Raw genomic sequence first — 12,184 nt, 5'->3', positions numbered from 1 at the left:
TTGAAAAAACGTCTCTACCATCGCGGTTACAATGTAGAACTTGCTGATGAAAAAACGGAAGAATACAGTGCCCGCATTGGGGGAAAGCGCGTCTTAGGCTCGCTGCTTGGCGTAAAGCAGTCCATAGATTGGTGGTGTGACACCAATATCCTTCGTGAGCCGAATAATTTTGATAAGCAAGATTTCGACGATGCGAAAACCAAGAAACAAGAAGAGTATAAAGGCGTTCAGATCATGAATGACGCCGAAGACAATGACAAAGCATGGTACATGATCATCAAAGGCAACCTTCTTAAAGGTTCACTTCCTGCACTAAAGCAATTTATTGATAAAAATGTCGTTACAAAGACTTAACCGCTCGCAAATATTTGTTTAATTGTGAAGCAGATAGACAGAATATTTGCGTCATATGCATCAATAAATATCGTCAATACATCTGCAATTCATTAAAATCCCACCATAAGTAAAATATTACACATCTAACAAAGGTCAGCATGAAGAAGCGGTACACGCATCGTGGGCATACCATCGAAAGCCGTGATGAGGTTTATTCATCAAATGTGGGTGGAAAAAATGTATCTGGCAGTCTGCTAGGCGTTAAACAATGCATTGATTGGTGGTGCGACACGCGTATTTTCCGTCGTCCTGCTGAATTCGAACGTCAAGGTTTCAAAACGTCGCAATCGCGTTCTTCTGAAAGCTATAAAGGTTTTCAAATCATGGTCGACGAGAAGCAACCTGGGCTTTGGTACATGCTTGTCCGTGGTCAACTGCTAAAAGGGTCACTGTCGAAGCTAAAGCAGTTTATCGACCAAAACTCACTATCTCGCTAAACACGAGCCTTTAGAGCGCTTGGAGATAACATTACTGTATTTAAAGGCATTCCCGAAAGGCGAATGCCTTTTGTTTTCTGTATATACAGGCAGGAAACATTTGATACCATATTGCTAAATTGACACGTCATAGAGTGGATTATGAACGACGATAACAGCCGCTTGGTCTTTTCTACGGAAACCGGGCGCATTAAGGAAGAGAAGCAAGCACCTCAACGTGATGCAGGCGATGGCATTGTTCGCATTCAACGCCAAACGAAAGGCCGTAAAGGTAAAGGTGTGTGTTTGGTAACAGGGCTAGACGTGGACGACACGCAACTTAAGTTGGTCGCGGCTGAATTGAAGAAAGTGTGTGGCTGTGGTGGCGCAGTGAAAGACGGTGTTATCGAGATTCAAGGTGACAAGCGCGATCAAATCAAAGCGTACCTAGAGAAGAAAGGCCATACCGTAAAGCTTGCTGGCGGTTAAACGCTCAGACTGCCGATTTCTGTTTGCTGCTTACGCGTTTAACGCATACAAACAGACATAAAAAAAGAGATGCCATTTGGCATCTCTTTTTGTTTTAGGTTATGCATTGCAAGAGGGGTTGCAATTAACCTTTGAAGCGTGCGATTGCACCGCTGTCTAAACGTGCAAGGTAGTCATGCATGTCGACTTTGATTTCAGGAACAAGACGGTATAGACCGATGATGTTCACCAATGCCATTGCGAAGATCATTGCATCAGAGAAGTCGATAACTGGACCAAGGTTCATAGATGCACCGATCACTACGAAGCAGCAGAACATGATTTTGAAAATCATCTCAGCGCGCTTGCTCTCACCGAATAGGTAAGTCCATGCTTTTAGGCCGTAGTAAGACCAAGAAATCATGGTTGAGAAAGCAAACAGAACAACAGCGATTGCAAGAATCAGTGGGAACCAAGAAATCGTGCTACCGAAAGCAGCAGACGTCAGTTCAACACCTGTCAGTGTTTGACCATCGTGAAGTTGGCCAGTGATGATGATTACCAGTGCAGTCATCGTACAGATAACAACGGTATCGATGAACGGTTCAAGCAGAGATACGAAACCTTCTGACATGTGTTCTTTGGTTTTTACTGCTGCGTGAGCAATTGCCGCCGAACCAACACCCGCTTCGTTCGAGAACGCTGCACGTTTGAAACCTTGAATCATCGCACCAATGATACCACCGGCAACACCTTCGCCAGTAAATGCACCATTGAAGATAGCTGCAAACGCATCACCAACAGAACCTAGGTTCAGAAGGATGATGATCAAAGCAGCACCAACGTAGACAACAGCCATTAGTGGTACAACTTTCTCGGTTACTTTCGCGATTGACTTGATACCGCCGATGATTACTACACCTACGATGACAGCCATGATAAGACCGAACAACCAGCCTTTATCTGCGAAGAAAGACATGTCGCCGCCAGTTACACCAACCACTTGTTTGAATGCTTGGTTTGCTTGGAACATGTTACCGCCACCCAGTGCACCACCAACTGCACAAACTGAGAACAAAACGGCTAGAGTACGGCCGAGTGCTGGGTTACCACGGTTAGCCAGACCTTTGCTCAGGTAGTACATTGGACCACCTGACACTGAACCGTCTGGGTTCGTGTTACGGTATTTAACACCAAGGGCACACTCTACGAATTTCGTAGACATACCAAGAAGACCTGCAAGGATCATCCAGAACGTTGCACCAGCGCCACCGATAGAGATTGCGACTGCAACACCTGCGATGTTACCAAGACCAACCGTACCAGACAGTGCCGTAGTCAGTGCTTGGAAGTGTGATACTTCGCCAGGCTCTTTAGGATCTGTGTAGTCGCCTTTAACAAGGCTGATAGCGTGAGTGAAACCACGAACGTTGATGAAGCCGAGGTAGAGGGTGAAGATAACAGCTGCGACTACAAGCCAAAGCACAATCCATGGTGCTTGCGTGTCTGTGAAGGGGAGGGGAATGGTTGAGAAAATCATACCCACGAATGGGTTTACTATTGGGGCAACAATTTCATTAATTTGCTCATCGATCCCTGCTGTTGCAGAGCTCGCAAATAACGAAAGGCCAAGCATCGTCATTAAACGCTTCATTTACCGAGTCCTTTTCAGTTTTTATTGCTTTATATGTATTTCCTACCGAACCGTAACCATGTAACAGGAATGTTAACAATTGTTACGTTGCGGATTATTCCATTTATAAACATATTTGCAATATTTTTCGATGCGCTAATTCTTCATTTTTTATAAGTAGATATAAGGCTCACACTTTTCTCGACTGATACGCCATTAATATATATGTCAGTAAATGTTGGGTATGGCTTTATATGTGTGCATGCATTGCACAATAAATAGTGCAACGAAATAATGGCACTTGCTCATAGTGCCTGAGAGCCTTTATTCATAATGCTTTAGGGGGGTTGGTGGGGAGTGTAAAATTTTTCATTGTTGCACTAATAAAAACCCTATTATTTCGGGGTTTAATGATTTTTCTCTTAGCTGAGTCCTGTCTTAAATATGAGTCAGATGTGAATTAATAAGAAATTAGCACTATAACTAGAAAAGTATTAGTGGCGTATAAATAACGTATTTCTCATAAATGAATCATGCAACATGACCCATATTTAAACTACGAGGTATAAGATATATCTTTTATTTATATGATGGATTTTGTATACATTTCGCAGTGACTTGAATAGAAATTCGAGACATTAGAATAGGTATTCATAATGTGATTTTCAGTTATGGCGAATATAAAAAAAACCTCACTAAAAGGATTCACTCTGCGATATCTATTTGTCGCTTCCTGCCTTGTCCTGACTATCTCCGTAGGCTTTATCTGGCTCAAGAATCGCCAATGCACAGAAGAGCGAATCCTCATCGACTATCTTCACATGCTGACACCCATCGCTTTAGAGATGGTAAAAGTACAAAGTTCTCTGATAGATAGTGGTTCACAGGTTTTAACTCCAACTCAGTTCTTAAGCTTAGAGGAAAGTTTAGCGAGGGATCTAAAGAAGCAATCGTCGTTGTTTGAACGCGAACAACTGGCGATGAAAATCGAGATTGTGAGGGAAAACATAAATCACCAGCCCCATAGCGAACTTTATCGATTTGGCGATAATGGTTGTGAGCCTCACCATCAGTTGATAGATAGGATTCAACTGATGCATACAGAATTGAGGCATCATTCAGACATGACGAGTCAATACCAAGTAACGCTGTGCTATGTCGATATGCTTGATCAACACATTCGCGTGAGCGCGTCATCACTGCCTGTGTTCCAGAAACAGTAGGCAGTAAACCACAGCACTCACACCAACGCATTTCTACTTTGGCTTTCTCGCTACAGCCCTTATTTTGACAATTCCTCGCTACATTGAGCAAAGTGCCCGTTTTCACCCCTAGCTATTTCACCCCAAGCTATTTCACTACAAGTCATTTGATCAATAGCCATTTCATAAAGCGCCGTTTAGTCACACCTATTTCAGCAAAGTGTCATAGCTTGGTAGGTCTTCTAAAAAGCGCTTTTGCACATCCATATACGTTTGTTTATACAGCGCATCAATGCGGTCTGGCGAAGGAAATGAGGAAGAAAACTCAGGGTGCTTATTGTCTATCGACATTTCAGCTGCGCGTTGAATATGGGCAATGAACTGGCGCGGATCTTCCAACCCAACAGCAATACGTAAGGTGGTTGGCTTAATGCCCGCACGATCTAATGCATCGGCAGAGAGCTCTGAATGTGTTGTCATGGCGGGACAAAGCGCAACCGTATTGGTTTGCCCTAAGCTGACCTGCATGCCAACGGCAGGCTCTAGCATGTCAAAGAACTGTTTGAAGGCATCGGGATGGATGGGCGGTCGCCCAGATGCACCTTTCACATCAGATGCACTTTCCACATCAGGTGCTCCTTCCATATCAATGGTAAAGAGAGCAGCAGGAAGCCCAAGCCGCATATTTTCTTGCATCAAGACATAGTTTGGGCTGTCAGGAAGGGCAGGACAAGACACATTAATGTCGGGGTGCTGACTGAATACTCTTGCAAGCGTTAAGGTATTAATGGTTTTTTGCATCACCCTGAGCTCGTAGGTTTTCATGCCATTCAACACTTCAAATGCTTTATCTGCATCCAGAAATGCCCCTTTGATGTAGTAGACATTCCAGAACAAGGTGTCGTCCCAACTGACGTCCCTGGGCTCGCCATTGGGTGTTTTTGTCGTGACAGTGTCACCCTTTGGAATGAACATGTCTTCATTTCGCCCAATCACCACGCCTGCGGTGGTAGTGCCTGAACCCGCTAACTCTTTGGTGTAAGAGTGGATCACAAAGTCTGGGCGTTCCATCGGATCAGTGCGTTTTAAAACAGGGTGTAAAAATGGCGTGCCCACAGTGGTGTCAGCCATGATTCGCCACCCACGCTCGTGAGTGACGCGACTGATCCCCGCAACGTCGAGCACAAAGCCGTGCGGGTTACATGGGCTTTCTAGGTACACATAGATCTTTCTTCCTGCCTTGATACGATCTGCATATTTCGCCGCTGCTGCATCCATTGCGTTTGCAAAAGCTGCCTCGTCATAACCATCAACCCATTCAACAGCGACATCGAGGTTTGACGATTTACGATACCAATCCTGTAACAGTTGATACGACCCACCATAGATATTGCGTGAGGCAAGCACGATATCTTCACGACCCAGTAAATGGCTAAGTAGGCCGTCAATGGCCGCCATTCCCGAATTAAAGTTCCATGCTAAATACTGATCAGCCATGTCACCCGCTTCAATGTCCACAATGTGGTTCGCGAGGCTGATTGAGGTGGGGTTGAGCAGGCGTGAGTATATGTCGTGTAAAGGTTCACGACCATTGAATGCATCTTCCACCCACTCCGTACACGCGAAGAGGTAAGTTGCGGTTCTCGTTATCACGGGGCTGGCAGAGAAAATGGCCGCGACATTATCGAAAATAGGGTAAGCCCCTTTTGAAGCAAAGTGCCCGTTCTTTGTGGCGATCGTTTTATAGGTCGCACGCATCGGGTTTTGGAGGTTGTCGAGGATCTTCGCTAACTGAAAAGACAAGAACCGTTTTGCATTGAACCAGGCAATGCGGTCGTTTTTGTCTAATTCTGACAATCCATCTAGGGTGATGGCCCATAAATCATGGGTGTGATGGTTCGCGGTGTAGAGTGTGGTTGCAAGCTCAATCAACGTTTGGCCAAACTCGGACTGCGTATCAATCCCAAAATGTTCAGCTTGCTCGGTCGCGAGCGCGCTCGCATCTTCGTGACGTGTACTTTTGCGTAGTGGGCTTAATTGCGTGGCTTTATTCATGGCTAGATCCCTTAACGTTGAAAAATCGACAGGCATACCTTCAAGTTAGTTAAGGGTGGAGGGTGAATCATTGCTAATTCTGCTTGATTTTCCTGACCAGTTGGCACTTTCTGCCAATTTCTAAACACATTGCGCTATATCTACTACCGTTAGGTGTATCCCCCTTAATGCATCAGGCGATTGAGGCATTGAAAGGGACAGGTTAAGACAAGGGAGAATGAATATATGACGCATCCTCTTAATGGGTTAGACGGTATCGACAAGAAAATCCTTGATGAGCTTCAGATCGAAGGGCGCTTAACCAATCAAGAACTCTCTGATCGCATCTCACTCTCGCCGTCACCCTGCTTGCGGCGCGTTCGCGCATTAGAAAAGAAAGGCATCATCACTGGGTATCACGCGCACGTAGACCAAGACATGTGTGGTTTGGCTATCAACGTGTTTGTGTCAGTAAAGCTCGAAAAGCCGACAGAAGGGAACATGCGCAAGTTTGAATCCCTGATCAATCACATGGATGAAGTGCTCGAGTGTTACCTCATGACAGGCACGCATGATTACTTGCTGCATGTGGTGAGTGAGTCACTCAAAACCTATGAACGCTTTATACGACGAGAGCTCACGCCGCTGTCAAACATCGCAGCCATTGAATCCAGCTTCGCGTTTGGGCAAGTAAAGAAACGTTCTCGTCTTCCATTGTAAGTTCTGTCACCCGCATCGCTATGGCATCGTTGTTGTTCTGAAGAAAACGTCGGGTACGAAAAGGCAGCGCAACTGAGATAGGTTGTGCTCTTGGAGTAAGGCGTGTTCTTGAAATACGGTAGGCCCTTGAAAGTAGGTGTACGACAAATGACGCTTTACAATGCGACAAATGGCGCCCATAATTTAACCATTGGTATGTGGAGGTGTGTATGTATGCAGAACAGCTAGTTTCGCTTGGCCTAGTAAAAAAAGGGCAAGTGATCAACCAAGACACCGAGTTAGATATCATCCGACACGGTTTGTCAGTGAAGCACGCACGCAAAGTCATGAAAGACATGGCCATGAGCAGCGGCGAATGGGTAGGCCTGATTGGTTTAAGCCCGCGCAGTTTACAGCGTAAAAGTGATACTGACTTACTCACGCCTTCTCAATCCGAAAAAACCTTAGCAATCCGCCGAGTCGTTGATTTAGCAGTCGATTACTACGGGAGCCGTCCTGTTGCGTTGGATTGGTTGAAAACGCCGCAAGTGGCGTTCGGTGGGAAAGCCGCCGTGGATTACTTGGATACCAACACCGGCATTCAATATGTCGAAACCATCCTGAACCGCCTCATGCATGGCATGACCGCATAATGGAAGTATTCCGCCTTTCCGTAAAACGCTACGCCGATTTAACGGGAACAGGCGGCATGTTTGGTTCAGGGCGTTGGCACCAGAAAGGCCAGCCGATTCTGTATACTGCAGGCTCGCGTTCATTGTCAGCGCTCGAACGTTTCGTGCATGAAAGCCCAGTGCAAATGCCGCAGTTGGTGATGATGACCATCTATATTCCTGATGACATTGCCATGATTCGCGTGAGCGAAAAAGAACTGCCTGAAGGGTGGGATGCCGTGCCGGATGCGGATGTATCGCGACGTTATGGTACAGACTGGCTACAAAGCATGAGCACGCCCGTGATCCAGCTTCCTTCCGCCATTATTGCTAGCGAATACAACTTCCTGATTAACCCTATGCACCCAGAAAGCCGCGCCATTAAAATCATCGATGAGCGTGATTTCTATTACGATAGTCGCTTAAAACGCATGATGCGTTAGGGGAAGTACACGCGCTGTATTCCAATTTTTCTGCTCTATTCCATTCCCCCACACTTGGGCAGCGTCTTTTCATCCCAAGCAATTCTTCACCCTTTACCACCTCACAAATTGATGAACGTTTTGATTGTCGATGAGTTCGGTGGGGATCAGTTTATGTGTGTTGGATAACACCCCATTCTTACGAATTTGATGCCCAATTCTTACCGCTTCACGGCTCATTCTATCGGGAAATTGCGTGGCGGTTGCTAGCCACCATTGGCGTTTTTGTTGAAGGGCTTCGCGCACCTTTGGACTGCCATCAACGGACACCAACACCGCGTCTGCCCCGGCTTGTTTTAACGCTTGTTCCGCGCCCAGTGCAGAAGGGTCATTGATCGCGAACACACCGTCGATGCGTTCAAAGGCTTGAAGCGCATAAGCCATGGTTTCAAGCCCACCTTCGTAACTGCCTGTCGCGTTTAATTCGTCTGAAAGAATGTTTACTTCCGTGCCTGACAGTGCGCGTTTGCAGCCTTCAACACGTTCAATCACGGAAGAAACCGCAGGGCCATTCAAGATGACGATGTCGCCCTGATTATCAAGATGTTCCGCTAAGCGTTGGCAAGCAATTTCCCCCGCTTGTACATTGTCTGTTGTGATGCTGGCTGACGAGCCCATGGCATGTGCATCAACGGCAATCACGGGAATGTTCTGGCTGATCGCGCGTTGAATGGTCGGTTTCAGTCGGTGCTCATCGGATGCCACCAAGAAAATCATGTCAGCACCTTCCGCAATGAACTCCGCCAATTGGCGTTCTTGGCGCTCAAACATATGGCCGCTTGAACGCACCAACAAATGCGGTGGCTCACCATAAATCACCGTTAATTCATCGCGAATACTTCGCACCATGGTGACGAAAAAAGGGTTACTCAGGTCAAACACGCTGATGCCGACCGTCACTTTTTCTTTGAAAGAAAACCCTGTAGTGATGGATTCCGACGTTGCTTGGGCAGGGGACATGAAAGCCAACAGGAAAGCAATGAAAACGCCAAATCGGTTTAAAAAGTGCTTCATGTTGGCTTCCTTATCTCTTTGATATTTATGCGCGAGTCATGTCTTTTCCAGCGAGTGACAAGGGCGACATCCATTCGCCCATTAAGTTACGCCGTCACGCTGCTGGGTGCCATTGCGCCTGTCATGATGGCAACGGCATCAGACATAGTATGCGTTTGCGGTGAAATAATGTCGATGCGCTTGCCCAAGCGATGAACGTGGATCCTATCCGCGACTTCAAACACATGGGGCATGTTATGGCTGATAAGGATCACGGGCAAACCTCTCGCACGCACTTCTTGGATCAGGTTCAGAACCCGGCGAGATTCATTCACACCAAGGGCAGCGGTAGGTTCGTCCATGATCACCACTTTGCTGCCAAACAACGCCGAACGCGCCACTGCTACGCCTTGTCGCTGACCGCCAGACAAGGATTCCACCGCCTGAGTAATATCTTGAATCGTCAAAAGGCCCAACTCTGTCAGCTGTTTCTTGGCCTTTTCACGCATGGCTTTCTTATCAAGCATGCGCAGCCATTTGCCGCGAAAGCCCGAGCACAAGAGTTCGCGCCCCAAAAACAGGTTATCCGCAATGTTCAGTGAGGGTGCGACAGCGAGGTTTTGGTAAACGGTTTCAATGCCGATCTCTCGCGCTTCCATCGGATTGCTGAAGCGTAGCGGTTTACCCTCAAGCATGATCTCGCCTGAGTCCGGTGTGATTGCGCCGGAGAGCGCTTTTATCAAGCTGGATTTTCCTGCGCCGTTGTCGCCGATAACCGCCAAGATCTCACCCGGCATCAGGTCAAAATCAGACCCATTTAGCGCCGTTACTCTGCCATAACGCTTAACTAACCCTCGAGCTTGCAGTACGGGGGTCACATTTGTCTCTTGATTTACAGTCATGACGACGCCTTCCTTAGCCACTGGTCAATGCTGACCGCAATGATGATCAATAACCCCACAGTGAATTCTTGCCACAGCACATCAACGCTTAACAGCGCCAAGCCATTTCTGAACACACCTACAACCAATGCTCCGATTAAGGTACCCAGCACCGAGCCGCGGCCGCCAAATAAACTGGTGCCACCAATCACCACCGCCGTAATGGAATCAAGGTTGGCGGTATAACCGGATTGCGGGCTAATAGAGCCGATACGCCCAATGAGTGCCCACGCAGCAATCGCACAAATCACACCGGCGAGCACGTAAACAGAGAGCTGGATGCGACGCACGCGAATACCCGCTAAACGGGCAGCATCCGCATCATCACCCACGGCATACACATGGCGGCCCCATGCTGTCCAGTTGAGCAAATACCAAACGAAGCCAAAGAGCGCCAACATTAAAAGGGAACTGTACGTCACCCGTGCGCCGAACACGTCGATGGTGGTGCCGAGCCACTGCAACAGCGGTGCTTGGCTGGCGATGATTTGAGAGCGAATGGTTTGGCTGTTCGAATACCACAGGTTGAGGGCAAAGAAGATATTCCACGTACCCAGTGTGGCAATGAAAGGCGGCAGCTTGATCCGAGACACCAAAAAGCCGTTCACTGCACCCGCGGCAGCACCAACTGCAATACCAATCAACAATGACACCGAAGGCGGCAGGCCAAAATCAATGGCCATGCGTCCCATGACCACAGATGACAGCACCATGATGGCACCGACAGACAAGTCGATACCTGCTGTTAGGATGATCAAGGTTTGAGCGATGCCGATAATGCCAATGATGGTGACTTGCTGCACAACCAAAGAGAGGTTAAAGGGGTGGAAAAAGCGATCGCCGATCAACGCAGAAAACACGGTCACGGCGAGCAATAGCACCAAAATGGGGGCGGCAGTAGGGTGGTTATGCAGATAACGTTGGATGCGAAGCCCGAGCGGTAAAGATTGATCGCCTAGCGATTCACCGGCGGTACGGTGCTGACCTTGGTCTTCATTTCCTTGTGAAGTTCCCATGAATAATCCTGTAGAGAGTGGCCAAAAACAAAGATGTAAAAAGGAGGCATTGCCCCCAAGGCATCAGAGTGCAAGAACTGCGCTTGGGGGCTGGCGGGTTACCTTAGCCCCAGCACTTCAACTTGCCTTCGTTTGATGTCGAAGAAGGAACACCATCAGCAGGTTGATCAGTAATGAGTTCTACACCGGTGTCGAAGAAGGCTTTACCGGGTGTCGCGCCAGGTTTCACGCCAGATTTAGAAAACTCGACCACGGCTTCTACGCCCAATGCTGCCATTTGAAGCGGGAACTGCATAGAGGTCGCACCAATCACGCCGTCGCCCACATTGGCAACGCCAGGGCAACCGCCATCTACAGACACGATCAGCACCTCTTTCTCTTTACCAACGGCTTTCAACGCTTCATACGCACCCGCAGCGGCAGGCTCATTGATGGTGTAAACAAGGTTGATGCTTGGGTCTTTTTGCAGCAGGTTTTCCATGGCGCGGCGTCCGCCTTCTTCCGAGCCTTGCGTCACGTCATTGCCGACAATACGCGGGTCGTTTTCATCACGCATGATGTTCGGCTTTTTCACATCGATGCCGAACCCCGTCAAAAAGCCCTGGTTACGCTCCACATCGACAGAAATGTTTGATGTGCTCAAATCCAAGAGCGCGATTTTCGCGTCTGCCGCTTTGTCGCCCATTTTGGCTTTTGCCCATTCGCCGATCAGCTTGCCTGCTAGGAAGTTATCTGTGGCAAATGTCGCGTCTGCCATGCTTGCTGGCGTAAAAGGGGTATCCAAAGCGATGACCAGTACGCCTGCATCTCGCGCACGTTTAACTGCGGGGGCAAGTGCATCAGGGTCGCTTGGCGTAATCAGGATGCCGCTTGCGCCCGCCGCGATCAGGTTTTCAATCGCTTGCACTTGTGAATCCGTGTCGCCGTCGTAGCGTCCTGCAAAGGAACTGACTTTCGCCCCCAGTGCTTCAGCTTTGGCATTCGCCCCTTCTTTCATTTTGACGAAGAAGGGATTGGTGTTGGTTTTCGTGATAAGACCGATAAGCACGTCTTCTGCTTGTGCATTTGCGAAAGGGACTGACGCCATCATGGCTGCGAGAAGGGTAGTTTTAAACAAAGACTTCATGTCTATTCTCCAATTACGGTAACACGCTAAATTCGAAGGAAAGTCGCATCCTCCATGCCGTAATAGAGAGAATGACAGTGCAATACGAATGAACGGTTTCAGTGTTG

The 12,184-nt window shown here is 47.9% G+C and carries 13 protein-coding genes; 7 read left to right on the top strand and 6 right to left on the bottom strand.

Going from position 1 to position 12,184, the window contains the following annotated elements:
• From BM082_RS10910 to yciH, 3 genes are all read left to right on the top strand, one after another.
• Nucleotides 1-354, top strand: a complete 354-nt coding sequence (locus BM082_RS10910) for a DUF3319 domain-containing protein (RefSeq protein ID WP_017011075.1) — start codon at nucleotides 1-3, stop codon at nucleotides 352-354.
• 140 nt (nucleotides 355-494) lie between these two features.
• The gene (locus BM082_RS10905) at nucleotides 495-833 is read left to right on the top strand and encodes a DUF3319 domain-containing protein (RefSeq protein ID WP_017016191.1); all 339 of its coding nucleotides are present in this window, start codon (nucleotides 495-497) and stop codon (nucleotides 831-833) included.
• A 141-nt stretch (nucleotides 834-974) separates the two neighbouring features.
• Nucleotides 975-1,301 (top strand): stress response translation initiation inhibitor YciH, encoded by a 327-nt coding sequence (gene yciH / locus BM082_RS10900; protein ID WP_017011073.1) that lies wholly within the window; start codon nucleotides 975-977, stop codon nucleotides 1,299-1,301.
• Nucleotides 1,302-1,425: 124 nt separating this feature from the next.
• Here the strand turns inward: yciH and BM082_RS10895 are convergent, their stop codons facing one another.
• Nucleotides 1,426-2,934 (bottom strand): alanine/glycine:cation symporter family protein, encoded by a 1,509-nt coding sequence (locus tag BM082_RS10895; protein ID WP_017016190.1) that lies wholly within the window; start codon nucleotides 2,932-2,934, stop codon nucleotides 1,426-1,428.
• 650 nt (nucleotides 2,935-3,584) lie between these two features.
• On the opposite strand from BM082_RS10895, the gene BM082_RS10890 reads away from it, so the two are divergent.
• On the top strand, nucleotides 3,585-4,136 hold the full coding sequence (locus BM082_RS10890) for a hypothetical protein (protein ID WP_017016189.1): 552 nt from the start codon (nucleotides 3,585-3,587) through the stop codon (nucleotides 4,134-4,136).
• A gap of 186 nt (nucleotides 4,137-4,322) precedes the next feature.
• Here the strand turns inward: BM082_RS10890 and BM082_RS10885 are convergent, their stop codons facing one another.
• Nucleotides 4,323-6,170 (bottom strand): PLP-dependent transferase, encoded by a 1,848-nt coding sequence (locus BM082_RS10885; RefSeq protein WP_017016188.1) that lies wholly within the window; start codon nucleotides 6,168-6,170, stop codon nucleotides 4,323-4,325.
• Nucleotides 6,171-6,395: 225 nt separating this feature from the next.
• On the opposite strand from BM082_RS10885, the gene BM082_RS10880 reads away from it, so the two are divergent.
• From BM082_RS10880 to BM082_RS10870, 3 genes are all read left to right on the top strand, one after another.
• The gene (locus tag BM082_RS10880; RefSeq protein ID WP_017011068.1) at nucleotides 6,396-6,869 is read left to right on the top strand and encodes an Lrp/AsnC family transcriptional regulator; all 474 of its coding nucleotides are present in this window, start codon (nucleotides 6,396-6,398) and stop codon (nucleotides 6,867-6,869) included.
• Between the two features lie 209 nt (nucleotides 6,870-7,078).
• Nucleotides 7,079-7,501, top strand: a complete 423-nt coding sequence (gene parS, locus BM082_RS10875; RefSeq protein ID WP_017011067.1) for a type II RES/Xre toxin-antitoxin system antitoxin — start codon at nucleotides 7,079-7,081, stop codon at nucleotides 7,499-7,501.
• Nucleotides 7,501-7,962 carry an RES family NAD+ phosphorylase gene (locus BM082_RS10870; RefSeq protein ID WP_017011066.1) on the top strand — a complete coding sequence of 154 codons (462 nt, stop codon included), beginning with the start codon at nucleotides 7,501-7,503 and terminating at the stop codon, nucleotides 7,960-7,962. The genes parS and BM082_RS10870 overlap by 1 nt, the downstream gene beginning before the upstream one ends.
• Nucleotides 7,963-8,055: 93 nt before the next feature.
• On the opposite strand, the gene BM082_RS10865 is transcribed toward BM082_RS10870, so the two are convergent.
• The 4 genes from BM082_RS10865 to BM082_RS10850 form a co-directional block, all read right to left on the bottom strand.
• The gene (locus BM082_RS10865) at nucleotides 8,056-9,015 is read right to left on the bottom strand and encodes a substrate-binding domain-containing protein (protein WP_017011065.1); all 960 of its coding nucleotides are present in this window, start codon (nucleotides 9,013-9,015) and stop codon (nucleotides 8,056-8,058) included.
• 86 nt (nucleotides 9,016-9,101) lie between these two features.
• Nucleotides 9,102-9,896 carry an ATP-binding cassette domain-containing protein gene (locus tag BM082_RS10860; protein WP_017015561.1) on the bottom strand — a complete coding sequence of 265 codons (795 nt, stop codon included), beginning with the start codon at nucleotides 9,894-9,896 and terminating at the stop codon, nucleotides 9,102-9,104.
• Nucleotides 9,893-10,951: an ABC transporter permease gene (locus BM082_RS10855; protein ID WP_017011063.1), complete on the bottom strand. Its 1,059-nt coding sequence runs from the start codon at nucleotides 10,949-10,951 to the stop codon at nucleotides 9,893-9,895. Before BM082_RS10855 ends, BM082_RS10860 begins: the two co-directional genes overlap by 4 nt.
• Before the next feature lie 103 nt (nucleotides 10,952-11,054).
• Nucleotides 11,055-12,077 (bottom strand): sugar ABC transporter substrate-binding protein, encoded by a 1,023-nt coding sequence (locus BM082_RS10850; RefSeq protein ID WP_074926930.1) that lies wholly within the window; start codon nucleotides 12,075-12,077, stop codon nucleotides 11,055-11,057.
• Nucleotides 12,078-12,184: the final 107 nt, after the last annotated feature.

The organism is Enterovibrio norvegicus DSM 15893 (assembly GCF_900115495.1).
Classification (GTDB): domain Bacteria; phylum Pseudomonadota; class Gammaproteobacteria; order Enterobacterales; family Vibrionaceae; genus Enterovibrio; species Enterovibrio norvegicus.
This window is presented reverse-complemented; position numbering and strand designations above follow the sequence as displayed.

Excerpts from the sequence above, each read along its gene's own strand:
- BM082_RS10905 (WP_017016191.1), top strand. The coding sequence starts at position 495 with ATGAAGAAGCGGTACACGCATCGTGGGCATACCATCGAAAGCCGTGAT.
- yciH (WP_017011073.1), top strand. The coding sequence starts at position 975 with ATGAACGACGATAACAGCCGCTTGGTCTTTTCTACGGAAACCGGGCGC.
- BM082_RS10895 (WP_017016190.1), bottom strand. The coding sequence starts at position 2,934 with ATGAAGCGTTTAATGACGATGCTTGGCCTTTCGTTATTTGCGAGCTCT.
- BM082_RS10890 (WP_017016189.1), top strand. The coding sequence starts at position 3,585 with ATGGCGAATATAAAAAAAACCTCACTAAAAGGATTCACTCTGCGATAT.
- BM082_RS10885 (WP_017016188.1), bottom strand. The coding sequence starts at position 6,170 with ATGAATAAAGCCACGCAATTAAGCCCACTACGCAAAAGTACACGTCAC.
- BM082_RS10880 (WP_017011068.1), top strand. The coding sequence starts at position 6,396 with ATGACGCATCCTCTTAATGGGTTAGACGGTATCGACAAGAAAATCCTT.
- parS (WP_017011067.1), top strand. The coding sequence starts at position 7,079 with ATGTATGCAGAACAGCTAGTTTCGCTTGGCCTAGTAAAAAAAGGGCAA.
- BM082_RS10870 (WP_017011066.1), top strand. The coding sequence starts at position 7,501 with ATGGAAGTATTCCGCCTTTCCGTAAAACGCTACGCCGATTTAACGGGA.
- BM082_RS10865 (WP_017011065.1), bottom strand. The coding sequence starts at position 9,015 with ATGAAGCACTTTTTAAACCGATTTGGCGTTTTCATTGCTTTCCTGTTG.
- BM082_RS10860 (WP_017015561.1), bottom strand. The coding sequence starts at position 9,896 with ATGACTGTAAATCAAGAGACAAATGTGACCCCCGTACTGCAAGCTCGA.
- BM082_RS10855 (WP_017011063.1), bottom strand. The coding sequence starts at position 10,951 with ATGGGAACTTCACAAGGAAATGAAGACCAAGGTCAGCACCGTACCGCC.
- BM082_RS10850 (WP_074926930.1), bottom strand. The coding sequence starts at position 12,077 with ATGAAGTCTTTGTTTAAAACTACCCTTCTCGCAGCCATGATGGCGTCA.